Below are 23,806 nucleotides of genomic sequence, written 5' to 3' on the forward strand. Positions count from 1 at the left end.
CTATTCGGAGATCGTCTGGATGACGCTGTTGACGGGCCGGGAACTCACGGTCGGCAGCTTGGTGTCCTTCTTCAGTTCCTCGTCGTATTGCGCGAGCGTCTCGACCGGCGCCTTGGCCTTCATCTGCACGACCTTGTATCCGCCGGCCTTCAGCCTGCGTAGAATCTCCGGCAGCGCCTCGGCGGTATGCTTCTGGAAATCGTGCATCAGAATGATGCCCTTGCCGACCTTGTCGAGTTTCTTGAAGATGTTGTCGACCACCTGTTCAGGCTTGCGCGCCTTGAAATCGAACGAGTCGACGTCGCAGGAGAAGATCGCGATGTTGCGCTCGCCGAGGTAGGTCACCATCTCCGGCGGATGCTGGAGCGCGGGGAAGCGGAAGAATGGGGCGGGCGCCGCCTCGAGCGCCCACTTGACGGCGCTGAATCCTTTCTCGATCTCGTCCTTGCGCTGCGCTTCGGACAGCTTCTTGTTGTTGAGGTTGGCGTGCGACCATGTGTGTCCGCCGACCGTATGTCCGGCTGCTGCGACCTGCCGCAGGATTTCGGGATGGTAGGTCGCGTGCTTGCCGATCGAGAAGAAGATGCCGGTGGTGCATTGATCGGCGAGCGCCTTCAGCACCGCGGGCGTATGTCCGGGCCACGGGCCGTCGTCGAACGTCAGCACCACTTCCTTGTCGCGCAGGAAATCAAGCTGCTTGAAATGTTCAAAGCCGAATCCCGGGCCGCCGGTGGTATCGACCTGCACCACGCGCGCGACGCCGAGCGCATCGGGGTTTCCGTTGCAGGCGACCTTCGGTCCGCTCGCCGGCGCGGGAGTTGGAACGGCCGCGGGCGCGGGTTGCGTAGCTCCCCTGGGCGTCTGTGACCACGCGGCTGTCGTCGCACATAATGAAACCGCGCCTGCAAAAATCAGTCCCATCGCGATGCGCATATCAAAACCCCAACATTGGCCGCGCGTTGAATCACCCGCGCCTCATCGACATCCTAGCGCAGCAGTAGCTGACCTCCCACGAAAATAGCATTTATTCCCCAGCCAGTTAGCTGTTCCCATGGAGTGCAACGGGGATCGGCCGTATTTTCCTTGTGTGACAACTATCACTGTCTTGAGCTGGGCGTTCGACAATATTGAGGCGATGGTTTCGGGAAGAGTCCCTAACCGGCAATGCATGGAGATTTCAATGACCTCGGCTCACAATGCTGGCAATATACGCGAACTGACCGTCGACGAATTGAATGACGTTTCCGGCGGCTTCAAGGTCAGCGCCTTCGGCGTCACGCTTCGAGCAAGTGCCGAATTCCTGGGTGTATCCGTCTCCATCGAAGGTGTCGGCGGACTCTCAGTCAGCGAGCAGGGCATCTCGGCGACGGACGGCAAAGGCAACATCGTCAACGTGCCCTGGTCGCACTGACGGCCGGAGCGGCGAAAATCTAGCGCAGCTTGACGATGAAGTCAGTGCCTTCGCCGGTTTCACCGCCAGCAACGACGCCCTGATCGGAGACGATGATGGAATCGCCGGTCGACAGCGCGTCGGCGATTTTCGTCATGACGTTTTCGGGAATGGAAATGCGGTCCAGAGCCTCGGTTGCGCTGTCCGGAATGGCAGCCGACCTCGACGTTACGCCGGCACCGCCCGTTCGCGGATGGGACCGGTCGTGGGCCTGAACCTGCTCCGTGCGTGGCGCCGGGAGTGATACGACCGACCAGCGAAAGTCGCCCTCGCTGTGTTTGTCGACTTCGGCAGTGAACACGTGCGTTCCCAGAGGCCGGTCGCCCGCGGTGATGGTAACAGGAGCATCGAACACCGGTTCAAAGTTCTGCCGAACGTAAATCCTGCTGTCCTTGCCGCTGACCAGCACCGCGATGCGACCGTTCCGCTTGAGGGCGGGGGCCGTAGCGGGATCAGCTTTCACGGCAGTCACCGGCAAGGGCTGAGACTGATCCTGCGCCGCGGTGGCGGAACCGGCGCTTCGCTCGTCGCTCCCGACCGTGTCCGTGTCGGGCTTGATAGCGGCTAACGCGACATCGGTGTTCTTTGCGTCGCCGTTGGCGGTGGCGGTGACCAGTTCAGGAGCGGCGGGGGGAGGCTCGGGCCGATGGGTCATCAGCAGCGGATGCGAGAACTGCGCAGGCACCACTTCGCCGGGGATGATGATCACTCGTGCGCCTATTCTGGTCCAGCCCCACATCTTCACCGCGAAACTCGTAGGCATTCGGATACATCCATGCGATGCGGGATAACCCGGAAGCACGCCTGCGTGCATCGCAATGCCGGACCAGGTAATGCGTTGCATGTAGGGCATCGGCGCGTCGCTGTAGATATTCGAGCGGTGCCACTTCTGTTTCTGGATGACGCTGAAGACACCCATCGGAGTCGAGTGGCCTGGCATTCCTGTCGATACCGGCGTTTCGGCGAAAAAGCCGTTGGCGTCATAGATCTTGAGCGTTTGCCGGCGGATTGAAATGGCAATGATGACCGGTCCTTTGGGCTTGCGCGTACTTTTTGCGGCCTGTTCGGGCTTTGCGGGACGATGATGCTTGGCTCGATGCGATGGCGGCCTCATGCCGGGCGGTGGAGGAGACTCTTCGATATAGATGTCCGGATAACCATCGTCCTGCCAGAATATCTGGCTGTGTGCGGGCGATCCTAGGCCGATGAGGAGAACGACGACCAGTCCAAACCCGAGGCGCGCCGAGGCAAGCCACGCAGCGGCGGCCTGGAACCATCCTGCCTTCGACAGTAAAGACCAATACTCGTTCACGCCTTCATTCCTTAAATACCGGTTCGGTCATAGGTGCCGCCCGCCGCTTGTCACGTTCACCCGCGCGCAATCGGCGATCTTGCTTCGATCAAAACTAGTGTGAATGTGTTCACACGAATCTAATGCCCATCGTTTTACGCCCTCCGGCATCTTTTCGCGGGAAACCTGCGATCATACATTGGCGGGGACCCAGCAAACGGAGCAAATGATGACATTTCGAGGTCAAACTGATGGCGGACACCGCAGAGCCTGGAACTTTCGGGTCTTCGTCATCCTTGCGATCGCGGTGCTTGCCGGATCGCAAGCCCATGCGGCCGACGAACCCGACCTGATCTTTCGCCGCTCGACCGTATTCAACTTGCTGACTCCGAATGACAAACTTGCGACCTATGGCGTCGATGATCCGGAAATCGAAGGCGTTGCGTGCCATTTTACCGTGCCGGAAAAGGGCGGTATCAAGGGATGGTTGGGAGTGGCCGAAGAAGTCTCGGATATTTCGCTATCCTGCCGTCAGATCGGGCCGATCCGTTTCAAGGAAAAGATGTCACAGGGCGAAGACATGTTTCGACAGCGGCGCTCGCTGTTCTTCAAGAAAATGCAGATCGTGCGCGGCTGCGACGCCAAACGAAATGTGCTGGTCTACATGGTTTATTCGGACCGGCTGATTGAAGGCTCACCACAGAATTCGACGTCCTCCGTCCCGATCATGCCATGGGGCGCCGCGGATACGACTGTGCAGAAATGCGCGGATTTTTTTTCTAAATAGGCGGGGTCAGAGGCTGCGATTTCAAGTAGCGGTGTGATCCCGCATTCAGCGCTTCGGGCCGGTGCGTGATATGCATTTGCGCGATGGAATGACGCCGGCCGGCCCGAGCTTGGCGCCGGAAATTTCCTTGATCTGTCCCGCCGGGCACGATCCGTCGTCGACAAGAACGCGTTCGCCCAGCCGCAGATTGACGATGTCGGCTTCTCGCGACACTTGCGAGGCGTTCGCGGCGGTCGCCGTGCCGATCAACACGCCGATCATAAGGAACAGCGTGTCGCGAATACCGGGCATCACAGTCTCCATTGTGTCTCGGTCGGGCAGAAGGCAATGACAGCCTAAGCCGTTTTCGAGTGAAGCGGAATCCATCTTCCGGTCAGGTCGAGCCCGAGGTCATGCTGCGATCGAAAACGCTGCAAGCTGGCTGGTGACGGCGGCGATCCGGGGATCCGGATCAGACTCGTTTATCGTTGCCTAGCCTGCGGACCACGCGGCGCTCGACGACAACCGAGCGCAGCGCGCCTTGCTCACCGGCGATCACGCGCGTCGTAGGCGACCGCGCGACGGTCCGGGCAGTTTTCTTGACCTCGGCATGAACGAGATCGAGCGGCATCCCGATCAGCGACGCCGCGATCTCGGCCTGCGAGTCGAGATCGTCGGTGATCCCGGTGGCCGCGAAGATGGCTTCATCCAGCGTGGGAGGATCGCGGCGAACCCGCCGGATGCCATATTTCGTCTGCCAACCTTCACTCATCATTCGCCTCAATGGAATGCGCAACGACGACGCGCTTCAGCGCATCGTGATCGCGCCTGACTTTCGAAAACGACGCCGCTTCGCTCCTCTGGTTCCGTACATAACGTCGTTGATTCGATTCAATTTCGGAACGCACGGGGAAAACGAAACATTTCCGCATTAGGATGAGTCGAAGCTGCATCTCAATACGGGATTTGGTGTGGCAATACAGCTATGCATTTTGCCGCGCATGCGGGTTTTTCCGAACGGATTCAGTCGAAGATTTCGACGATCACGGCCGCCGCAGATTGTTCGCAGCCGATGTGGGCGGCGCGGGGGCTCAAGCCCACATCTTCAACCCGGCCCCGGCGACCGTGGCTCCATCTCGGAAGAATGCTGCGGCCATCGTTTCAACGCGGCGTGACCCGCGTTAGTCAGGGCGTAGGTGCCGCGCTCCACGCGGTCGAACCATCCGTAGACGTTATGGAGAAGGATTTTTCCGGCATCCGGATTCTCCGGCCTGAGATCCCGCACGCGGCGCGGACCCACGGCCATCGCGGCCGCACAGTTCAACGCCTGCTGGCGATAGGCCGTCATGATCGGTATTCGAGAGGAGCCGCCGGCAACCGGGTCGCCCCTGCGACGCTGGTGCTCCGTGACCAGCCGGGAACGCTTTTTTGGATTGCGGCGCGGATTGACGCTGGCGGGCGCGACCAGCACTTCAACGCCGCCACGGTCGGTCACACCGAGCATCCCGAAGCCGAGCCGCCGGCACAGGTTGCGATAACGCGCGTCGCTTTCGCGGCCTTTGCCGCGCGCCGACAACCTGGCGGCAAGCCAGACCTCGTCGCAGGCGGCGGCACGTTCGACGCCTTGCAGGATCAATTCGAGATTGAAGCTCAGCTTCAACTCGCCGATCACCACGAGGGGCGGATCGTCGCCGCTCAACGCAACAAGATCGCAGCCGCCGATTTCGCCCTTGACCGTGAAGCCGAGGCTTTCGAGATGACGTTTGACCGGAAGATAAAGAGCGGTTTCCACAGTTGCGGCGGCTCCGGGCGACTCTGGCTTAAGCTTATCAACCGGCCGGTTCGGTCGGCGAGTCGGGAAGACGCTTGAACAGGCCAAGGCGGAGATCACTGGCGCGGTAGATCAACTCGCCGTCGGCGTGTACCGTACCATCGGCAATCGCCATCACCAGTTTCGAACGCATCACGCGCTTGATATCCACGGTGTATGCAACCTTGCGAATGTGCGGCAGGATCTGGCCGGTGAATTTCAACTCACCGAGACCGAGCGCGCGTGCCCGCACATGCCGGTCGCGACCGAGCCAGACCAGATAGAATCCGACCATCTGCCAAAGCCCGTCGAGGCCAAGGCAGCCGGGCATCACCGGATCGTTATGGAAGTGACACCGGAAGAACCAGAGCTCCGGGTTGATGTCGAGCTCCGTGCGCACCAACCCGCGTCCATATTTCCCGCCGCCCTCGGTAATTTCCGTGATGCGATCAAACATCAGCATCGGCGGCAGCGGAAGTTTCGGCTCGCTGGGGCCGAACATTTCACCCCGGCCACAGGCCAACAAGTCGTCGTATCCGTAGCTGCTGCGGCGTTGAAGCATGAGTCGCTGATCCTGCAGGAGAATCCGAGGGAAAAAGGAAACGGGCCCACGACAGGATCGGGGCAATTCCATGGTCACCAGCGAAAGTAGTAAAAAGGGGCGCCGCCCTGTCTGATTGAAGGACAAGAGCGTTAAGAACGCGTTACTTAATATCAAGTTTGGCTATATTATAAAATTTATAGCGCGCAAGCGGACTCAGACGCGTCCGCGCACGGGCAGCAGCGCCCCTGTCACGGCGCTGGCCGCATCGCTTGCCAGAAACAGGATGACGTTCGCGAGTTCATCCGCCGTCACCCAAGTCGTGAAGTCCGCTTTGGGCATGTCCCTGCGATTGGCGGGCGTGTCGATGGTGGTGGGCAGCACGGCGTTGACGGTGACCTTGCCCTTCAGTTCCGCGGCGAGGGCTTCGGTCAGACGATGCACCCCGGCTTTCGAGGCGGCATAGGCGCCCATGCCGGCGCCAGCCTGCAACGCCGCCATCGCGCCGACGTTGACGATGCGTCCCGCCCCGGAGGCTGTCAGATGCGGGATCGCGGCCTGCGAAGCGTTCAGCGCAGTGGTCACGTTGATCGCGTAAAGGCGCTGCCAGGTTTTCGGATCGCCATCGGCTATTGTCTCGAACGCGAACCCGCCGGCGATGTTGACGAGAACGTCGAGCCGGCCGAAATGGGCCGCCGCCGCGTCGATAGCCTGCACGGCCTGCGCGGCGTCGGACAGGTCGACGCCGCCGAACTCGATCCGGTCGGCCGTCGTCGCTGCGCCTGTCGCGGGGGCAAAGTCAATCGTGGCCACGCGGGCGCCGCGTGCGAGGGCGGCGCTTACGACAACCTTGCCAAGCGCGCCGGAGGCTCCGGTGATGACGACGACCTTTCCGTGCATGAAGGGCTCTCCAGTTTGGAATGACTGACTCCAGAGGGCGGGATCTCAGGCCGGCTTGGCGAGCTTGTCCTGCGTCCGGGTTTCGAAGTCGGAGGCGTCATGGCGCTCGTGAAGCTGGCTTGCGGGATCGCCGGAGGAGCGGTTGACCATACGGCCCCGCTTCACCGCGGGCCGCGCGGCGATCTGCGCCGTCCAGCGTTGCACGTTCCTGTAGCTCTGGACGTCAAGGAAAGCGGCGCTGTCGCCATAAAGGAGGCCCTGGGCCAGACCGCCGTACCATGGCCACACCGCCATGTCCGCGATCGTGTATTCGGTGCCGGCAAGGTATTCGTTGTCCTTGAGCCGGCGGTCCAGCACGTCCATCTGCCGCTTGGTCTCCATGGCGAAGCGGTTGATGGCGTATTCGATCTTCTCCGGTGCATAATTATAGAAGTGGCCGAAGCCGCCGCCGAGATAAGGCGCGCTGCCCATCTGCCAGAACAGCCATGACAGGCATTCGGCGCGCGCCGGCGCCGTCTTCGGGATGAATGCGTCGAATTTCTCCGCAAGATGCAAAAGGATCGCGCCGGATTCGAACACGCGGAACGGCTCCGGTCCGGAGCGATCGATCAGTGCCGGAATCTTCGAGTTCGGATTGACCTCGACAAAACCGGAGCCGAACTGCTCACCGTCGATCCGGATCATCCAGGCGTCATACTCCGCGCCGGTGCAGCCGAGCGCGAGCAGCTCCTCGAACATGATCGTGACCTTCTGGCCGTTCGGCGTTCCCCGCGAATAAAGCTGGAAGGGATGTTTGCCGACGGGCAGCACCTTCTCGTGGGTCGCGCCGGCGGTCGGCCGGTTGACGGACGCAAATCTGCCGCCGTTCTCCTTGTCAAAGGTCCAGACTTTGGGCGGCGCATAGGGTGCATCGGTCATCGCGGGAGGGCTCCGGAAAGGCGGGATTTTGGGGTCAGTTAGACCTGAATGCGCGGACGTGCAAGCGTACGGCCGCCGCGACGGAACGAATGACATGGGTCGTACGTTGACGGAAAAGCCAAGATGAAAACGTGCCGCACCCCAAAATCAGCCCGCACCATTCTCGCGATCGACGTCGGCGGGTCTCACGTCAAGGTGATGACCAGCAGGGATCGCATCAAACGCGAGTTCGCATCAGGGCCCGACCTGACCGCGAAACAGATGGTTCGCGAGGTCGAGGCGCTGACCAAGGACTGGTCCTTCGACGCCGTCTCGATCGGCTATCCCGGCCCGGTCGCCGGCAATCGCCCGCTGCGCGAGCCCTTCAATCTCGGCGAGGGCTGGAAGGGCTTCAATTTCGAAAAGGCGTTCGGCAAGCCGACGAAAGTCGTCAACGATGCGCTGATGCAGGCGCTCGGTGGCTATCGCGGCGGGCGGATGCTGTTTCTCGGGCTCGGCACCGGCCTCGGCTCCGCGATGATCGTCGACGGCGAACCGGAGCCGATGGAGTTGGGACACCTGCCGTATCGCAAGGGCAAGACCTACGAGGACTATGCCGGCGAGGCCGGGCGCAAGCGCCGCGGCGACAGGAAATGGCGCAAGCGCGTCGCTGACATTGTCAGGCAACTCACCGCCGCGCTCGAGCCGGACGAGGTGCTGATCGGCGGCGGCAATGTCGAACATCTCGACAAGCTGCCGCCGAAATCGCGCCGCGGCGACAACGCTGACGCATTCGAGGGCGGGTTTCGGTTGTGGAGCCAAACCGGGTTGATGGCCGCGCGGAAAAACCGCGACGCGGCCAAGACGGATGACGCTGCGCTTATCGCGCGCTGTCCGCCCGGATTTTGAATGGCCCCGTGGGCGCCGAACGTCTATGATCGGCCGATGTCGCGCCTCCTGTGTCTATCGATAGCCCTCGTTCTGTCGCTCTCGTCCGTCGCGGCGAATGCCGCGCCGCGTCACAAGAAGCACGCGCAACGCCCGCACAGCTACGGCTTCCTGCCGGGCTACCGTCAACCGCTGAACAACGCCGCTCCGCTGTTCAAGCAGGAGGCGTCGGTGCTGCGCAACGCGCGCCGTCCCCGGCGCCATTGGTACATCGATCCGAACGTGCAGTATTTCAATTTTTACGAGGGCGAATGGCGCTATCCCGGCCGTCCTGGTTTCTACCGCGGCCGCTACAACGGCGGCAGCATCGGCCCGTGCTGGACGCAGACGCCGATCGGGCCGGTGTGGACGTGCGGGTGAGGAAGCGCGAAAGATTCATGTCTGACAGGACGATGTCGCTGCTTCTTACCTCTTCCCGCTTGCGGAGGGAGGTCGGATCGCATCAGCGATCCAGATGAAGGGCGCTCAACGTTGAAGCAACAAATGCCTCTCACCCCGACCTTCTCCCCGCTTGCGGGGAGAAGGGGTCAGTAGTGCATCTGCAGCCGCGAAAGCTCTAGCCGTCGAAGCCTACGAAGACGGTGGCTTCCGCACCGACCTGCGCTCGGACATCACGGCGTTAGCGGGATAGCTGCCATCCGGCCATCCGAGCGCGATGCTTTTCATGATGACCTGATCGTCGGCGATGCCGGCATACTCGCGCACCACCGGCGACTGCTTGATGTCCTGGCTGTTGATGGCGGCGCCGAGCCGCGCGACCATGCGGCATTGACCAGCGCGTCGCCACCGCGCCGCAGTCGAACGGCGTGTCGTCGCTGCCGTCGAGCACGCCCTCATAGGTGACGATTACGCAGACCGGCGCGTCGAACTGGCGGAAGCGGCGCAGCACCCAATCCTGCCGCCTCTCTTTGTCGTCGCGCGCAATCCCGAGAACAGTTGTTTGGCGACGCCGATCTGCCGCTCGCGGTGGGAACTGCGAACGGTTGCTCGGTGCGGAATTCGCGCGATTGCGGAATGCCCGCGACCATCCGCCTCGGTGTTGCCGGCGCGAATGCGGTTCAGCGGTTCGCCGGCGACGACATAGAAATTCTACGGCTGGTGTTCATCGATGACGGCGCCCGCATCGCAAGCCCGATGATCTCTCAATCAGCTTGCGTTGCGCCGGATCGGCTTGTAGCCCCGCGATGCTGCGACGGCCGAGGATCACGTTGAGTGTCCGGAGCGGTTTTGAATTGGCCGGGATATTCAAACCTGCCGTATGGCTAATTTTTAGCAGTGATGTGAGGCCCTATAACGCCCGGAAAGAATGGCGCTATGTTGCCCTCATTAAAGGAAAGACGATATTCGCGCTTTTCATCTCGGACCACCAGACTGAATTTACTCCATTTCTTAAGAAATGCATCTTGGCTCTGATTTTCGGGCGCGCCAAACGTGGCAAGTAATTGAATCGGCGCCCCCGACGGAACCACGTTTATATTCTTTACTTCGGTGGGTACATTTTCCGCCATTGCTTTTAGATCGAGTGCGTCGCCAGTGATCGTAGAAATTAGTTGCGCTGAGATAATTCGGATTTCCTGTTGTGAAGTATTATGTCCATGGAACATAAGCGTTTGCACTCCGTGTCCGAAGCCACCGGACAACGTTAGGTTATAATAAAAGGTAAGGGGTCCCTCATCGTTACGGGGAGGGGCAAATGGCGATGAAATTTGCGTTGGCGGGTAGATAATCGTGTAGGCCCAAGTTGTTAGAGTGAGTGTTACGAATAACCACAAGCCTATTAAAGAAAATATCCAAACATGCCAAAGCTGAATTCCCGCCATTTTCCGCAGTGTCCTTTTGCGGTGCCATTGAATTGTTGACCAAACAAGTAGGGCAAATCCAAGCGTGAAAGCCGCTGGTAAGTTGTTAAATCCCGATAATTGGGTAACCCAGCCCCACAAAATTCCCATAAAGAGATTCCGTCAGCCTTCTCGATCCTCGTTGGCATATGGAGATATCGGAAAGGGCCGTTTTTTTCGAGCGGCCTCCCACCATCATCCTCCGTTCATCATCTCAAGTAGAGCTAACTCACGAGTACCCCGTCATCGATAAACACGTGTCGCACTTCGCAGGTGCCGTTGCGCAACAGCGTGAAATTGCGTCCCGTGCCACCTTGTCCGGGGGCCGGCGATACTGATGTCACCGTCCGGCCAGAAGCCCGGCAAGCGAAACGGCCTCGTCAATTTCATCCCAGTGCAGACCGACAAGGCTGATCTCGACGTTGGCGCGTTGTTCTGGGGTGGCCTTCTGAAGGCGCGGAAACCATGCCAGCGGTACGCCGAGCGTACGGCCATCAGATAATTCGACCCACATGGTTTGTTCGTCAAAACGAACGCTGGTTGGCGAAACGCTCATCGTCTCTTTCTCTCATAGCCGCGTCAAACCCGACCACGGCACTAACCCAGGCAGCTGATTAAGAGTCAGCTCGTCGTTCATCGAGCTAATCACGAACACCCCGTCGTGCCGCCGCAGGTGTCGCACTTCATGCAGGTGCCATTCCTCACCAAAGTGAAGTTGCCGCACTCCGGGCACATCTCGCCCTCGTAGCCTCTCGCCTTTGCTTCGGCGCGGCGTTCCGCCTTGGTCGGCGCGGTTGAATGCGCGGCAGCCTTGCTTCTTTGCTGCTGCTCCAGCCGTTCGGTCGGCGAGAGATCGTGCTCGGTCTCCTGCTTCAGCGCGACCGCGCCGTCCGTCGCATCGCCGACGCGCGAGGAGCCGAGGGCGGTGACCTTGGACCCCCCTCCCTGACCCTCCCCCACAAGGGGTGAGGGAACAGAAGTGTTGCGCGTGTCGCCGCCGCCACGCATGACGACGAGGTTATCGGTGCGCGAGCGGGTCAGGCCCTTGGAGACGTAGCGGGTCGCCTGTTGCGATTGACCTTCCGGCTCCTTGCCTTCCGCAACGCCCTTGCCGATGGCGTCGAAGCCGGATTCCGAGGGATCGACGTGGGCGAGATCGAACCGCGACATGTAGCTGACCGCGAGTTCGCGGAAGACATAGTCGAGGATCGAGGTCGCGTACTTGATCGAGTCGTTGCCCTGCACAGGCCCCGCGGGCTCGAAGCGGGTGAAGGTGAAGGCGTCGACATATTCTTCCAGCGGCACGCCGTATTGCAGGCCCAATGAAACAGCAATGGCGAAGTTGTTGATGAAGGAGCGCAGCGCCGCGCCTTCCTTGTGCATGTCGATGAAGATCTCGCCCAGGCGTCCGTCATCGTATTCGCCGGTGCGGAGATAAACTTTATGTCCGCCGACGACGGCCTTCTGTGTGTAGCCCTTGCGGCGGTCCGGCATCTTCTCGCGCTCGCGCATCACGATGATGCGTTCGACCAGCCGCTCCACCACCTTCTCGGAGACGGCGGCGGCGCGCGCAGCCATCGGCTTCTCCAGCAGCGCCTCGATGGCATCGTCTTCATCGTCATCGTCGGCGATGAGTTGCGAGTTGAGCGGCTGGGACAGTTTCGAGCCGTCGCGATAGAGCGCGTTGGCCTTCAGCGCCAGTTTCCAGGAGAGCAGGTAGGCCGACTTGCAGTCTTCCACCGTGGCGTCGTTCGGCATGTTGATGGTTTTGGAGATCGCGCCCGAGATGAAGGGCTGCGACGCCGCCATCATGCGGATGTGGCTCTCCACCGACAGATAACGCTTGCCGATCTTGCCGCAAGGATTTGCGCAGTCGAACACCGCATAGTGCTCGGGTTTGAGATGCGGCGCGCCTTCCACCGTCATCGCGCCGCAGATGTGCACGTTGGCGGCCTCGATCTCGCGCCTGGTGAAGCCGACCGCGGCGAGCAAATCGAAGGCTGGTGAGGCGAGGGCCTCGGCGTCGATGCCGAGCGTGTCGCGGATGAAGTCTTCGCCGAAGGTCCACTTGTTGAAGGCGAACTTGATGTCGAACGCGGTCGGCAGCACCTTCTCCACTTTCGCGATCGCCTCGTCGGTGAAACCCTTGGCCTTCAGCGTGGAGACGTTGATGCCGGGCGCGTTGGACAGCGAGCCGTGACCGACCGCATAGGCTTCGATCTCGGCGATCTCGCTCTCGCGATAGCCGAGCGCGCGCAACGCTTCCGGCACGGCGCGGTTGATGATCTTCCAGTATCCGCCGCCGGCGAGCTTCTTGAACTTCACCAGCGCGAAGTCGGGCTCGATTCCGGTGGTGTCGCAGTCCATCACCAGGCCGATGGTGCCGGTCGGCGCGACCACAGTGACCTGCGCGTTGCGGTAGCCGTGCTGCTCGCCGAGCGCGAGCGCATCGTCCCATGCTCTCGTCGCGTGGGCGACGAGGCCGGGTTGCGGGCAGGAGGCATGATCGAGCGGCACCGGGTTGACCGACAACGCCTCGTAGCCGCTGGACTGGCCATGCGCGGCGCGGAGGTGATTGCGGATCACGCGCAGCATGTGGCCGGCGTTCTTCTTGTGGCCGGGGAAAGCGCCAAGTTCGCCCGCCATCTCGGCGGAGGTCTTGTAGGCGATGCCGGTCATGATCGCGGTCAGCGCGCCGCACAGGGCGCGGCTTTCCCTGGAGTCATAGGACAGGCCCATGGTCATCAGGAGTCCGCCGATATTGGCGAAGCCGAGGCCCAGCGTACGGAATTCGTAAGACAGTTCCGCGATCGCCTTGGACGGGAACTGCGCCATCAGCACCGAGATTTCCAGCACCACGGTCCAGAGCCGCACGGTGTGTTCATAGGCGTCGACATCGAATTCTTTCGTCATTCCGGGACGGCCCGTCGGGCCGGACCCGGAATCCGGCAATCTGTTCTGGATTCCCGGTTCGCGCGAAGACGCGCGCCCCGGAATGACGTCAGAATCATTGTAGAACGTCAGCAGATTCAGCGAGGCGAGATTGCAGGCGGTGTCGTCGAGGAACATGTATTCCGAGCACGGATTGCTCGCGCGGATGTCGCCTGACGCCTTGCAGGTGTGCCAGTCGTTCATCGTGGTGTTGAAGTGCAGGCCGGGATCGGCCGAAGCCCAGGCGGCGTAGCCGATCTTCTCCCAGAGTTCGCGCGCCTTGAGTGTCTTCGTCACCTTCCCGTTCGTGCGTCCCTTCAGATTCCAGGTGCCATCGGTCTCGACCGCGCGCAGGAAGTCGTCCCTCAGCGACACCGAGTTGTTTGAGTTCTGGCCGGAGACGGTGAGATAGGCTTCGCTATCCCAATCGGTGTCGTAGACCGGGAAGTCGATATCCTTGTAGCCTTGCCTGGCGAACTGGATGACGCGCTTGATGTAATTGTCGGGCACCATGGCGCGGCGCGCCAGCTTGATCTCCCGGCGCAGCGCGGGATTCTTTTCTGGCACGAAGCAGTCGTCGCCTGAGCCCTCGCAGTTGACGCAGGCGCGCATCACCGCCTTGAGGTGCTTCTGGTTGATCCTGGAGCCGGTGACGAGAGCGGCGACCTTCTGCTCCTCCTTCACCTTCCAGTCTATGTACTGTTCGATATCCGGATGATCGGCGTCGACCACAACCATCTTGGCGGCGCGGCGCGTGGTGCCGCCCGACTTGATCGCGCCCGCGGCGCGGTCGCCGATCTTGAGGAAGCTCATCAGCCCGGAGGAGCGGCCGCCGCCAGAAAGGCGCTCGCCTTCGCCGCGCAGCCGCGAGAAGTTGGAGCCGGTGCCGGAGCCGTATTTGAACAGACGCGCCTCGCGCACCCACAGGTCCATGATGCCGCCCTCGTTGACGAGGTCGTCCTCGATGCCCTGGATGAAGCAGGCGTGCGGCTGCGGGTGCTCATAGGAGGACTTCGACCTGATCAGCTTGCCGGTCTTGAAGTCGACGTAGTAGTGGCCCTGGCCCGGACCGTCGATGCCATAGGCCCAGTGCAGGCCGGTGTTGAACCACTGCGGCGAGTTCGGCGCGACCATCTGGCGCGCCAGCATGTAGCGCAACTCGTCATTGAAGGCGCGGGCGTCATCTTCCGAACTGAAGTAGCCGCCTTTCCAGCCCCAATAGGTCCAGCAGCCGGCAAGCCGATCGAACACCTGCTTGGCCGAGGTTTCGCCGCCGATGCGCTCGGCCTCGGGGAGGGTGGCGAGCGCGTCGGTGTCGGGCACCGAACGCCACAGCCATGAGGGGACCGTCTCTTCCTCGATTCTCTTCAGGCGCGCCGCGACGCCCGCTTTGCGGAAATACTTTTGCGCGAGCACGTCGGAGGCGACCTGCGACCAGAATTCAGGCACCTCGACGTTCTCGAGGCAAAACACCACCGAGCCGTCCGGATTGCGGATCTCGCTCGTCGTCAGCCGGAAATCGATCTCCGCATAGGGTGACTGCTGGTCCCTGGTGTAGCGCCGTTCGAATCTCATGTCCCTTGCCCCGTCACTGTCCGCGCCGCTTCAACGGCATCGGCGATTTCCATTCGCGAACTTTTTCGGTCCGCAGTTCGGCCGTGCGTTCCTGGCCGTCGATCCTCTGGAGCACGAGCAGGGGCGGAGTTGGGTCCGCCACCGATCATACCCTAACGCCCCACACTGCGATTTGAGCCGTTTTGGCTCGTTTTTGACGTCCCCAAACATCTTGTCGCCAAGGCAGACACCCCCGCGACCCCGTCGCCAGCCGGCGGACGAAGTGTTCATAATGGAACCCTTGAGGGAGGCTCGGCGTGACCCAGTTACATGCGCGTCGAGCGGGTCAAAAGCTAAGGCAACTCCCGCTAACCCGTCAAGGATTAGTATTCATTTCTCAATGAAATACTAAATATGGTGGAAAGAGAGGAAAACCAAGAGCTGGCGACGCCTTGGATGAGGTCAAGTATCGGTGAGTCCTCAAGGATTCCAAAGCGAAAGAATCCTCAACCGCCCTGCTGGAATGAGCTTCTCCCACTGTTCACAGGACAGCTATTTATTGATCGTCGGGGGGTTGCATCGCAGCGACTCGGACCTCGTTTCTCAAGGAGGCATGTTCACCGCCGGAGGCGGGCGTAATGGACGCGATTTTGGGCATCGATTCCGCAGGACTCTCGCCCATGTCTGAGCCCGCCAGCGGCGATTCGTATCGTTCGCTTGTTGCATGGGAGGACTGAAAGCGGACATGAAAAAGAAAAGCGGTGCGCAAAGGCACCGCTTTTGATTTGAGGGACAGGCCCGCTCTAGCACTTCTGATTCCATCAGAAGCGAAAGTGCTCGGAGCCTAAGTTACGTCACGGGCAGGGGTGACGCAGACCGTCGTAACCAAGATAGGTGCCCGAACTGACGTCGTATGATTTGAACCGCTGCTGGCAATACGCAACGTCGCCGCCGCCGGGAGCGACTTCATAGGTCGGGCTGTCATCATAGTACCCGTAGGAATCATCGTAGTAATACGGACTAGCGAACGTACTGCCGATCGCTGAGCCCACCACGAAGCCCGGAAAGAAGCCGCCGCCATAGTAGCCGCCGCCGCCCCACCGGTGGCCTCCGCCATGCCAGTGCCCACCACCACCATGCCAGCCGCCGCCGCCAGCCCAATGTCGGCCACCGCCACCGGCCCAATTTCCGCCGCCACCGCCGCCCGGTCGCATACCCATATGGCCACCACCCATGTGACCACCACCACCACGACCCATATGCCCGCCGCCGCCACCGTGGCCGCCACCGCCACCAGAGTACTGAGCTTTTGTTTGCGCGGAGCTGGGGGAAGTCGTGGCCAGCGGCACTGCAAGCGCAATGACAGCCGCGGCTAATACTGGTTTGAAACTCAACATATTTTCAACTCCGTATGGTGATTTCGTGTATCGAGCGTTGAATTCCAACGTGGCAATGCAACGCAAGTTCCGCAATTCGGATTACGGAATTGTCATCCGGTTTTCCTTTGTCCGGACTTTTCGTCGCAGCGAGTCTGGAAGAATTCCGGCAGAGCCAGGCAGACGGCCAAAATTACACCTGATGATTCTGACGAATCGACCAGCGTGATCGCGTTATTCCGCCGCCTCGCTCGCATTCCGCCGCTTCGGCTTTCCCGCTTTCTCCAGCACCGGCTTCAGAAATTGTCCGGTATAGCTGCGCGGCGCTTTCACGATGTCTTCCGGCGGTCCCCAGGCGACGATCTCGCCGCCGCCATCGCCGCCTTCAGGGCCGAGGTCGATCACCCAGTCAGCGGTCTTGATGACTTCGAGATTGTGTTCGATCACCACGACGGAATTGCCCTGCGCCACCAACTCGTGCAGCACATCAAGAAGTTTCTTCACGTCATGGAAATGCAGGCCGGTGGTCGGCTCGTCGAGAATATAGAGCGTGCGTCCGGTCGCGCGTTTCGACAACTCCTTGGCGAGCTTGACGCGCTGCGCTTCGCCGCCTGACAGCGTGGTGGCCTGCTGTCCCACATGAATGTAGTCGAGACCGACGCGATGCAGCGTCTTGAAAGTTTCGCGCACGCGCGGCACCGCCTTGAAAAATTCGGCGGCTTCCTCGACCGTCATGTCGAGCACGTCCGAGATCGACTTGCCCTTGAACAACACCTCCAGCGTCTCGCGGTTATATCGCTTGCCCTTGCAAGTGTCGCAGGTGACGTAAACGTCGGGCAGGAAGTGCATCTCGATCTTGATGACGCCGTCGCCCTGGCACGCCTCGCAGCGGCCGCCCTTGACGTTGAACGAGAAGCGGCCCGGCTCGTAGCCGCGCGCCTTGGATTCCGGCAGGCCGGCGAACCATTCGCGGATCGGCGTGAAGGCGCCGGTGTAGGTTGCGGGATTGGAGCGCGGCGTGCGGCCGATCGGCGACTGATCGATGTCGATGATCTTGTCGATGTGCTCCAGCCCCTCGATGCGGTCGTGAGGCGCGGCGCCTTCGCTCGCATTGTTGAGCTTGCGCGCGATCGCCCGGTAGAGCGTGTCGATCAGCAGCGTCGATTTGCCGCCGCCCGAGACGCCGGTAATGCAAGTGAACAGGCCGAGCGGAACTTCCGCGGTGACATTCTTGAGATTGTTGCCGCGCGCATTGACCACTTTGATGGTGCGACGATGGTTCGGCGGCCGCCGCTCCGGCACCTCGACCGCCAGTTCGCCGGTGAGATATTTGCCGGTTAGCGACTTCGGGTTTCGCATGACATCGGCCGGCGTGCCTTGCGCGACGATATGGCCGCCGTGAACGCCTGCGCCGGGACCGATGTCGAGCACATGATCGGCGAGACGGATGGCGTCCTCGTCGTGTTCGACCACGATCACGGTGTTGCCGAGGTCGCGCAGCCGCTTCAGAGTCTCGAGCAGCCGCGCGTTGTCGCGCTGGTGCAGGCCGATGGACGGTTCATCCAGCACATAGAGCACGCCCGTCAGGCCTGAACCGATCTGCGAGGCCAGCCGAATGCGCTGGCTCTCGCCTCCGGACAGCGTGCCAGACGCTCGCGACAGCGTCAGATAGTTGAGGCCAACGTCGAGCAGGAACGACAGCCGTTCGCGTATCTCCTTGAGCACGCGGCCAGCGATCTCGTTCTGTTGCGACGACAGCATTTTCGGAACGGTCTCAAACCATTCGCCGGCGTGTCGTACCGACAGTTGGCTGATCTCGCCGATGTGCTTGCCGCCGATCCTGACGCACAATGCCTCGGGTTTCAGCCGATAACCCTTGCAGGCGTCGCATGGCACGTCGGAAAAATACTTTCCGAGTTCCTCGCGTGCCCATTCGCTCTCGGTCTCCCGGAAGCGGCGCTCGATGTTGGTGATGACGCCCTCGAACGGTTTCTTGGTATCGTAGGAGCGCACGCCGTCTTCATATGAGAACTTGATCTCGTTGTCGCCCGAGCCGTGCAGCAGCGCGGCCTGCGTCTTTTTCGGCAGATCCTTCCATTTGGTATCCAGCGTGAACTTGTAGAATTTTCCGAGCGCGGTCAGTGTCTGCAGATAATACGGCGACGACGATTTCGCCCACGGCGCGATCGCGCCCTTGCGCAACGTCAGTTCCTTGTCGGGAATGACGAGGTCTTCATCGACATGTTGCTCGACGCCGAGGCCGCCGCATTTCGGGCAAGCGCCGTATGGGTTGTTGAATGAGAACAGCCGCGGCTCGATCTCGGGAAGGGTGAAGCCGGAGACCGGGCAGGCGAACTTTTCCGAAAACAGGATGCGTTCAGGACCGCTCTTGTCGTGAATCTTGGCGATTTTTTTCTTCTCGTCATGGCCGGGCTTGACCCGACCCTCCGTCTCTTTTGAAGATGACGGATCACCGGGTCTCGCACTTTCGGTGCGGCCCGGTGATGACGGAGGGGCATCGGCAAACTCCACCACCGCCAGCCCCTCGGCCAGTTTCAGCGCGGTCTCGAAACTCTCCGCCAGCCGCTGGCCGATGTCCGACCGTACCACGATGCGATCGACCACCACGTCGATGTCGTGCGGAAACTTCTTGTCGAGCGCCGGGGCATCAGCAAGTTCGTGAAACGCGCCGTCGATCTTGACGCGCTGAAAACCCTTCTTGAGATACTCCGCCAGTTCCTTTCGATATTCGCCCTTGCGGCCGCGCACGACGGGCGCCAGCAGATAGAGCCGGGTGCCTTCGGGCAGGGCCAGCACGCGGTCGACCATCTGCGACACCGTCTGGCTTTCGATCGGCAGGCCCGTGGCGGGGGAATAGGGCACGCCGACGCGCGCCCACAACAGCCGCATGTAGTCGTAGATCTCGGTGACGGTGCCGACGGTGGAGCGCGGGTTCTTGGAGGTGGTCTTCTGTTCGATGGAGATCGCCGGCGACAGCCCGTCGATCTGGTCGACATCCGGCTTCTGCATCATCTCCAGGAACTGGCGCGCATAGGCCGACAGCGATTCGACGTAGCGGCGCTGGCCCTCGGCATAAATGGTATCGAATGCCAGCGACGACTTGCCCGAGCCGGACAGGCCGGTGAACACCACCAGCTTGTCGCGCGGGATTTCCAGATCGACATTCTTGAGGTTGTGTTCGCGGGCGCCGCGGATCGTGATGGCGCGCGTGGCGGAACCTGGTTGTTGCCGCTTCGCCTTGATGACTTCGTCCATGACTGGCTTTTCCGGGCGCGAAAGTCGCGCCGCGTTCGGGTGCGCCGCACCGGGCGAAATCCCCGGCTGGTGTGGTGGTTCAGAGGTTCGCTTCATTGTCTCGGTGAGTCCATCAAGCGAACGTCTGAACCCGAACCACACTGGAATCACAGGGTTGCCAGTGTCCCATTGATTCCGAAGTTCGTATCAAGGGTGGCTGCAAGGACATGCGAGTTTCGGAATCGGGACCCTGGCGCGGTGTGTGGCTATCACTGGAACGTAAATAGAACGACGGGTAATTTCCAGAGGGCGGATGATGATCATCAACGATTTCGTTGCGCTGGACAGCCCTCGTCGGCACCGCCGCCGGTCTGTCGGCTCCGACCTGGGGGTACCGGCCGCACTCAAACAAAAAAGGCCGGCAAAAAGCCGGCCTTTTTCGTAGTTCCGAGAGACGTTCGGATCAGATGTAATCAGTACCGCGCAACGGCCGGGCCACCCCAGCGATAGTTGATGCGAGCGGTGACGAGGTCCACACCGTCCTGATGAATGTTGTCAGTTGCGAACACCGCACCGTTATTGTCGAGGAAGGTGTGGGTGCTGCTGTTCGTGAAGACGTGGTCGTATTCGAAGCCGAGCGACCAGTTCGGCGCGAAGCCATATTCGAGGCCCACTCCGACCACGCCGCCCCAGCGCGTGTCGTTGACATTGTTGGTCAACTGAGCGCCGGTGGCAGTATCGAGGCTTCGATAGCGGTTGGACGTCACCGCGGCGCCACCCTTCACATAGAGCAGGGCAGCATCCCAAGCGTAGCCGATCTGGCCGGTGAACAGGCCGAACGCATCAAGGCGGCTGTCGTTAGTGACGAAAGCGTTTTGGAAGCTGACATTGCGGCCGTTCAGATCGGCCCAGTTGCCCTGGGCTTCAAGACCGAAAACCCACGCACTGGACTGCCAGCGATAACCGATCTGGCCACCGACCGTGCCGCCGGTTGCGTCATGGCAACCTTCGGAACCTACCCCGACCCAGTCCCAGCAATTCCTGCTCGATCCCCAGCCGCCGTTCGCGCCGATGTACATGCCGCTCCAGTCATAGATCGCGGCGACCATCGGAGGAGGAGCCTTCGTATAATGACGCGCTGCGAGGTCGGCTGCAGCGGCAGGCGCCGCGCTGAGGCCGATGGCGAGAGCACCAATGGCGCCGATCAGTAGCTTGTTCATTTCAAATCCCCGGAATTTCAACTTCGTTTGGACGCGAGCGCAGCCCGAATTCGATAAATGCTGTATATCGCCCGGCGCAGAAAAAAGCCGTCTCTCAAATGCAACACTTCGGGCAAATTGGAGCCGCCGCTAGGCCTTCCGCCTCATCGGTCCATTCGCAAATCTTTCATGGTCGCTCCACCGACCGGGGCCATCGCCTCTTGAGAACAAATATGGAACATTATATATTGGACCGGTGGATAACCCGGCGAATGACCGCCTCCGCGCGATAACGGGAGTGTAGGGTCGCCACCGTTGCCGCGAAGGCGGTGCCCGGCGTTCGAACCGGCGGCGGCATTCGGATTGGCAATCGGACGGAGATTGGGAGAACGGCGATGGCGGGTAGCGTAAACAAGGTCATTCTGATCGGCAATCTCGGCGCCGATCCCGAAATCAAGCGGACCCAGGACGGCCGCCCGATCGCCAATTTGCGAATCGCCACGTCTGAAAGCTGGCGCGATCGGACCAGCGGTGAGCGCAAGGAGAAAACCGAGTGGCACCGCGTCGTGATCTTCAACGAGGGCCTCTGCAAGGTCGCTGAGCAGTACCTGAAAAAAGGCTCGAAGGTTTACATCGAGGGCCAGTTGCAGACCCGCAAATGGACCGATCAGAACGGCGTCGAAAAATACTCCACCGAAGTCGTGCTGCAGAATTTCAACTCGACGCTGACGATGCTCGACGGCCGCAACAGCGGTGGGGGCGGAGGCAATTTCGGACCGGATGATTCCGGAGGCGATTTCGGATCGGGGAGTCCATCCGGCGGCCAGCGCCGTGCCGTTGCCGCCGGCGCCCGTCGCAGCGACATGGATGACGACATTCCGTTCTAGGGAGCAGCAACTCCAGGGAGGAGCAGCTCATAAGGCAGCAGTTTGGGCACGGGGTGTGAGTTCGGATATTGGCGCCCCGGCCCCTGCCATCCGGGCCCGGCGACCAAAATTCTCTGCGGTCTGCCTCTGCTGACTTTAAAGTGGCGATCCCGGCAGGATTCGAACCTGCAACCCGCGGAGTAGAAAACTTTTGGAGAACAAGCAAAATCAATCAGTTGCGGCCACCATGTTGCGTTGGTGTTTAAGTCACGGCCAATAGATTGCGAAGATGCTGCAAATCGCGCTTGCCGCAGCGGCGAGCGCTGCACGACCGCTCCATGTTGACTGCCTTTCGAGGGTGGCGTGGAGATCAATGCGCCGCCCATTTGAGAGCTTGGTGACCAAATATCCACCCATCAAGGCACCTTGGCCGGCGGTTTCAGGCGGTGCGGGCACGGTAACTCTCGCAGAATAGATCCACATGACCGCCGCCGCGCCCGCATTGAAGGCGGTCACTAGAGGCCAAAGGTGCGAGATCGCAGTCATGAGCTTTGCCTACCCAGGAGCCGGGTCTGAATACTCTCCGCCGCCTTCTGGCCGGCCTCAGCATCAGCGAATAGGTGGCCATATACGTCGAATGTCACCTTGATTGAACTATGTCCCATAAGATTCTGAATCTGCTTCGGGTTGTAGCCACTCTCAATCCAAAGGGAAGCGCAGGCGTGGCGCAACGAGTGCATGCCGTACTTGCCCGCCACGATGACCTTGGGCTCGCCAGCATCATCCAAGATCGGCTTGCCTGCCTTGTTCAGTGCCGGCCGCGGTTCGGTCAGTCCGGCTGCTACCAGAATCGGATACAGACCGCGTTCGATCAGGTTTGAGTGGCTTTCGACCTTGCCAAGGCCGTTGGGGAAGACGAGATCGAGGATCTTTACCGATTCGCCATTAGCGTCCCTCTTGCCCATGTCGCGCTTCGGGCAAACCAGCTTCCACTCCCGCAGGGCGTTGATGACGATCGGCGGGCAGGGGATCGAACGATAACCGGCCTTCGATTTGAGCTTCCCGATTCGGTGCGAGGCATCAGCACGCTGCGTCAGACTCAGTTGCTTGGCCTCGAAATCGACGTTGGCCCAGCGCAGTCCTCGGAGCTCGCTCGCCCGTAGACCGCAGAAGACCGCCACCAGGATCACCGGCCGCCAGCGACCGGTGGCGCCGGCGATGATCGACTGAAGCTCGGCCTTGGTCGGGATCACGGGGCGCGGATCATCGCGATCGGGGAGTTTTAGCTCGATTCCCACGGTGGGGGCGGTGCTGGCCAGACTGAGGCGGCGCACTTCTTTGAAGATGCCGCCGAGCGATCTTACCACGCGTTTGACCATCTCGGCGGACCGGACGCCTTTGCGCAGTTGATCGGCGAACGCATTGACAGCAGGAACGGTGATCTCGGCAAGTTTCCTGCCGCCGATAAATGGCACGATGTGCAGATTAACGTGCTCTTCGTAGCCCTTCACCGTCATGGGCTCGAGGCCCTTCTCGTTACAGTTCTCGATCCAGAGGGTCGCGGCCTCTTTAACCGTTGGCGAAATGCTACCCGGCGTATGAACGCCGCATGCAACGTCGTGGCGAGTTTGAACCAGCCAGGCATTTGCTTCTGACTTGCGTTCGAACTGTTTAAAGCGACGCTTGCCGGCGCCATCGACATAGCCCGCTAACCAGCGAACGAGGTTAGAGGGGAGGGTGCGCTTACGAACGGTGGCCAACGCCGATCGCAAGAAATTCGAAGACCTCAATTCATCTTTTCATCAGCTTGCGGTCGATGCTTTGCGCGCTGGGCCGACGTTGAGGCGACCGGAGGACCCTCCGAGGTCAACTCGATTGGCGCGACCGGAATCGCGCAATGGCTCGGCGGCCGCAAGAACGGTGTGGTCCGCGGCGACTTCGAGGGGCAGCTCGCCCATGCCGTGCGTGAGTTGAAATCGACAGAGGGTCGAGCTTACCGGGCACTCCTGGGAGCAAAGGACGATCGATCCGCGGCGATCGGCGCCGCGATGTTTGAGCGCGCAGAGGGTTACAACGCGCGGACCGGCGAAGATTTGTTCGTCGACAAGACGGTGAGATCGTGTCGCGAGTTTTGCGGGGGTGTCGGGCCGCACGGTCGAGAAGATCGCGAAGGTGGTGGAGGCC

At 61.0% G+C, this 23,806-nt stretch carries 21 protein-coding genes and 1 pseudogene; 5 read left to right on the top strand and 17 right to left on the bottom strand.

Translation table 11 applies throughout. The features are described 5' to 3' along the window. Positions 1 to 933: a polysaccharide deacetylase family protein gene (locus ACS3WA_RS06110; protein ID WP_438277654.1), complete on the bottom strand. Its 933-nt coding sequence runs from the start codon at positions 931 to 933 to the stop codon at positions 1 to 3. A gap of 247 nt (positions 934 to 1,180) precedes the next feature. Between ACS3WA_RS06110 and ACS3WA_RS06115 the strand changes: the two genes are divergently transcribed. Beyond that, positions 1,181 to 1,411 carry a hypothetical protein gene (locus ACS3WA_RS06115; protein WP_438277655.1) on the top strand — a complete coding sequence of 77 codons (231 nt, stop codon included), beginning with the start codon at positions 1,181 to 1,183 and terminating at the stop codon, positions 1,409 to 1,411. Positions 1,412 to 1,430: 19 nt separating this feature from the next. Here ACS3WA_RS06115 and ACS3WA_RS06120 read toward each other — a convergent pair whose 3' ends face one another. Further along, positions 1,431 to 2,762: a L,D-transpeptidase gene (locus tag ACS3WA_RS06120; protein ID WP_438277656.1), complete on the bottom strand. Its 1,332-nt coding sequence runs from the start codon at positions 2,760 to 2,762 to the stop codon at positions 1,431 to 1,433. Between the two features lie 208 nt (positions 2,763 to 2,970). Here ACS3WA_RS06120 and ACS3WA_RS06125 point away from each other — a divergent pair, with 208 nt between their 5' ends. After that, positions 2,971 to 3,528 (top strand): CreA family protein, encoded by a 558-nt coding sequence (locus ACS3WA_RS06125; RefSeq protein WP_438277707.1) that lies wholly within the window; start codon positions 2,971 to 2,973, stop codon positions 3,526 to 3,528. A 45-nt stretch (positions 3,529 to 3,573) separates the two neighbouring features. Here ACS3WA_RS06125 and ACS3WA_RS06130 read toward each other — a convergent pair whose 3' ends face one another. From ACS3WA_RS06130 to yghU, 6 genes are all read right to left on the bottom strand, one after another. After that, positions 3,574 to 3,819, bottom strand: coding sequence for a DUF6719 family protein (locus ACS3WA_RS06130; RefSeq protein WP_438277657.1), 246 nt, complete (start codon positions 3,817 to 3,819; stop codon positions 3,574 to 3,576). A gap of 160 nt (positions 3,820 to 3,979) precedes the next feature. Next, positions 3,980 to 4,279, bottom strand: a complete 300-nt coding sequence (locus ACS3WA_RS06135) for a hypothetical protein (protein WP_438277658.1) — start codon at positions 4,277 to 4,279, stop codon at positions 3,980 to 3,982. A 333-nt stretch (positions 4,280 to 4,612) separates the two neighbouring features. Further along, positions 4,613 to 5,299 (bottom strand): DUF2161 domain-containing phosphodiesterase, encoded by a 687-nt coding sequence (locus ACS3WA_RS06140; RefSeq protein ID WP_438277659.1) that lies wholly within the window; start codon positions 5,297 to 5,299, stop codon positions 4,613 to 4,615. A 37-nt stretch (positions 5,300 to 5,336) separates the two neighbouring features. After that, positions 5,337 to 5,879 carry a bifunctional 3-hydroxydecanoyl-ACP dehydratase/trans-2-decenoyl-ACP isomerase gene (fabA, locus tag ACS3WA_RS06145; RefSeq protein ID WP_438277708.1) on the bottom strand — a complete coding sequence of 181 codons (543 nt, stop codon included), beginning with the start codon at positions 5,877 to 5,879 and terminating at the stop codon, positions 5,337 to 5,339. A 195-nt stretch (positions 5,880 to 6,074) separates the two neighbouring features. After that, a complete protein-coding gene (fabG, locus tag ACS3WA_RS06150) occupies positions 6,075 to 6,758 on the bottom strand; it encodes a 3-oxoacyl-ACP reductase FabG (protein WP_438277660.1) in 684 nt (227 codons plus the stop codon). A 45-nt stretch (positions 6,759 to 6,803) separates the two neighbouring features. Beyond that, positions 6,804 to 7,676, bottom strand: a complete 873-nt coding sequence (gene yghU, locus ACS3WA_RS06155; RefSeq protein WP_438277661.1) for a glutathione-dependent disulfide-bond oxidoreductase — start codon at positions 7,674 to 7,676, stop codon at positions 6,804 to 6,806. 123 nt (positions 7,677 to 7,799) lie between these two features. Between yghU and ACS3WA_RS06160 the strand changes: the two genes are divergently transcribed. Together ACS3WA_RS06160 and ACS3WA_RS06165 are read left to right on the top strand one after the other, a co-directional pair. Beyond that, on the top strand, positions 7,800 to 8,564 hold the full coding sequence (locus ACS3WA_RS06160) for an ROK family protein (RefSeq protein WP_438277662.1): 765 nt from the start codon (positions 7,800 to 7,802) through the stop codon (positions 8,562 to 8,564). A gap of 36 nt (positions 8,565 to 8,600) precedes the next feature. Next, on the top strand, positions 8,601 to 8,963 hold the full coding sequence (locus ACS3WA_RS06165) for a hypothetical protein (RefSeq protein ID WP_438277709.1): 363 nt from the start codon (positions 8,601 to 8,603) through the stop codon (positions 8,961 to 8,963). A gap of 196 nt (positions 8,964 to 9,159) precedes the next feature. On the opposite strand, the pseudogene ACS3WA_RS06170 reads toward ACS3WA_RS06165, so the two are convergent. From ACS3WA_RS06170 to ACS3WA_RS06200, 7 genes and pseudogenes are all read right to left on the bottom strand, one after another. Then, positions 9,160 to 9,846 (bottom strand): annotated as a pseudogene (locus ACS3WA_RS06170) (nitroreductase family protein). Between the two features lie 19 nt (positions 9,847 to 9,865). Continuing rightward, the gene (locus tag ACS3WA_RS06175; protein WP_438277663.1) at positions 9,866 to 10,552 is read right to left on the bottom strand and encodes a hypothetical protein; all 687 of its coding nucleotides are present in this window, start codon (positions 10,550 to 10,552) and stop codon (positions 9,866 to 9,868) included. Between the two features lie 229 nt (positions 10,553 to 10,781). Beyond that, positions 10,782 to 10,997, bottom strand: a complete 216-nt coding sequence (locus ACS3WA_RS06180; protein ID WP_292613305.1) for a DUF2442 domain-containing protein — start codon at positions 10,995 to 10,997, stop codon at positions 10,782 to 10,784. Between the two features lie 89 nt (positions 10,998 to 11,086). After that, positions 11,087 to 14,947, bottom strand: a complete 3,861-nt coding sequence (locus ACS3WA_RS06185; RefSeq protein WP_438277664.1) for an adenosylcobalamin-dependent ribonucleoside-diphosphate reductase — start codon at positions 14,945 to 14,947, stop codon at positions 11,087 to 11,089. A gap of 833 nt (positions 14,948 to 15,780) precedes the next feature. Then, positions 15,781 to 16,146: a BA14K family protein gene (locus ACS3WA_RS06190; protein WP_438277665.1), complete on the bottom strand. Its 366-nt coding sequence runs from the start codon at positions 16,144 to 16,146 to the stop codon at positions 15,781 to 15,783. 390 nt (positions 16,147 to 16,536) lie between these two features. Next, positions 16,537 to 19,578: an excinuclease ABC subunit UvrA gene (gene uvrA / locus ACS3WA_RS06195; RefSeq protein ID WP_438277666.1), complete on the bottom strand. Its 3,042-nt coding sequence runs from the start codon at positions 19,576 to 19,578 to the stop codon at positions 16,537 to 16,539. Positions 19,579 to 20,030: 452 nt separating this feature from the next. After that, positions 20,031 to 20,777: an outer membrane protein gene (locus ACS3WA_RS06200; protein ID WP_438277667.1), complete on the bottom strand. Its 747-nt coding sequence runs from the start codon at positions 20,775 to 20,777 to the stop codon at positions 20,031 to 20,033. Positions 20,778 to 21,151: 374 nt separating this feature from the next. On the opposite strand from ACS3WA_RS06200, the gene ACS3WA_RS06205 reads away from it, so the two are divergent. Continuing rightward, positions 21,152 to 21,643 carry a single-stranded DNA-binding protein gene (locus tag ACS3WA_RS06205; RefSeq protein ID WP_438277668.1) on the top strand — a complete coding sequence of 164 codons (492 nt, stop codon included), beginning with the start codon at positions 21,152 to 21,154 and terminating at the stop codon, positions 21,641 to 21,643. Between the two features lie 246 nt (positions 21,644 to 21,889). Here ACS3WA_RS06205 and ACS3WA_RS06210 read toward each other — a convergent pair whose 3' ends face one another. Continuing rightward, positions 21,890 to 22,168, bottom strand: coding sequence for a hypothetical protein (locus tag ACS3WA_RS06210; RefSeq protein WP_438277669.1), 279 nt, complete (start codon positions 22,166 to 22,168; stop codon positions 21,890 to 21,892). Beyond that, entirely contained in the window at positions 22,165 to 23,382 is a 1,218-nt protein-coding gene (locus ACS3WA_RS06215) for a tyrosine-type recombinase/integrase (RefSeq protein WP_438277670.1), read from the bottom strand. Before ACS3WA_RS06215 ends, ACS3WA_RS06210 begins: the two co-directional genes overlap by 4 nt. Positions 23,383 to 23,806: the final 424 nt, after the last annotated feature.

The organism is Nitrobacter sp. (genome assembly GCF_051535235.1).
GTDB lineage: Bacteria > Pseudomonadota > Alphaproteobacteria > Rhizobiales > Xanthobacteraceae > Nitrobacter.

Coding starts and splice junctions, on each gene's coding strand:
- ACS3WA_RS06110 (WP_438277654.1), bottom strand. CDS start 933: ATGCGCATCGCGATGGGACTGATTTTTGCAGGCGCGGTTTCATTATGT.
- ACS3WA_RS06115 (WP_438277655.1), top strand. CDS start 1,181: ATGACCTCGGCTCACAATGCTGGCAATATACGCGAACTGACCGTCGAC.
- ACS3WA_RS06125 (WP_438277707.1), top strand. CDS start 2,971: ATGACATTTCGAGGTCAAACTGATGGCGGACACCGCAGAGCCTGGAAC.
- ACS3WA_RS06130 (WP_438277657.1), bottom strand. CDS start 3,819: ATGCCCGGTATTCGCGACACGCTGTTCCTTATGATCGGCGTGTTGATC.
- ACS3WA_RS06135 (WP_438277658.1), bottom strand. CDS start 4,279: ATGAGTGAAGGTTGGCAGACGAAATATGGCATCCGGCGGGTTCGCCGC.
- fabA (WP_438277708.1), bottom strand. CDS start 5,879: ATGCTTCAACGCCGCAGCAGCTACGGATACGACGACTTGTTGGCCTGT.
- fabG (WP_438277660.1), bottom strand. CDS start 6,758: ATGCACGGAAAGGTCGTCGTCATCACCGGAGCCTCCGGCGCGCTTGGC.
- yghU (WP_438277661.1), bottom strand. CDS start 7,676: ATGACCGATGCACCCTATGCGCCGCCCAAAGTCTGGACCTTTGACAAG.
- ACS3WA_RS06160 (WP_438277662.1), top strand. CDS start 7,800: ATGAAAACGTGCCGCACCCCAAAATCAGCCCGCACCATTCTCGCGATC.
- ACS3WA_RS06165 (WP_438277709.1), top strand. CDS start 8,601: ATGTCGCGCCTCCTGTGTCTATCGATAGCCCTCGTTCTGTCGCTCTCG.
- ACS3WA_RS06175 (WP_438277663.1), bottom strand. CDS start 10,552: ATGGGAATTTTGTGGGGCTGGGTTACCCAATTATCGGGATTTAACAAC.
- ACS3WA_RS06180 (WP_292613305.1), bottom strand. CDS start 10,997: ATGAGCGTTTCGCCAACCAGCGTTCGTTTTGACGAACAAACCATGTGG.
- ACS3WA_RS06185 (WP_438277664.1), bottom strand. CDS start 14,947: ATGAGATTCGAACGGCGCTACACCAGGGACCAGCAGTCACCCTATGCG.
- ACS3WA_RS06190 (WP_438277665.1), bottom strand. CDS start 16,146: ATGGGTATGCGACCGGGCGGCGGTGGCGGCGGAAATTGGGCCGGTGGC.
- uvrA (WP_438277666.1), bottom strand. CDS start 19,578: ATGGACGAAGTCATCAAGGCGAAGCGGCAACAACCAGGTTCCGCCACG.
- ACS3WA_RS06200 (WP_438277667.1), bottom strand. CDS start 20,777: ATGAACAAGCTACTGATCGGCGCCATTGGTGCTCTCGCCATCGGCCTC.
- ACS3WA_RS06205 (WP_438277668.1), top strand. CDS start 21,152: ATGGCGGGTAGCGTAAACAAGGTCATTCTGATCGGCAATCTCGGCGCC.
- ACS3WA_RS06210 (WP_438277669.1), bottom strand. CDS start 22,168: ATGACTGCGATCTCGCACCTTTGGCCTCTAGTGACCGCCTTCAATGCG.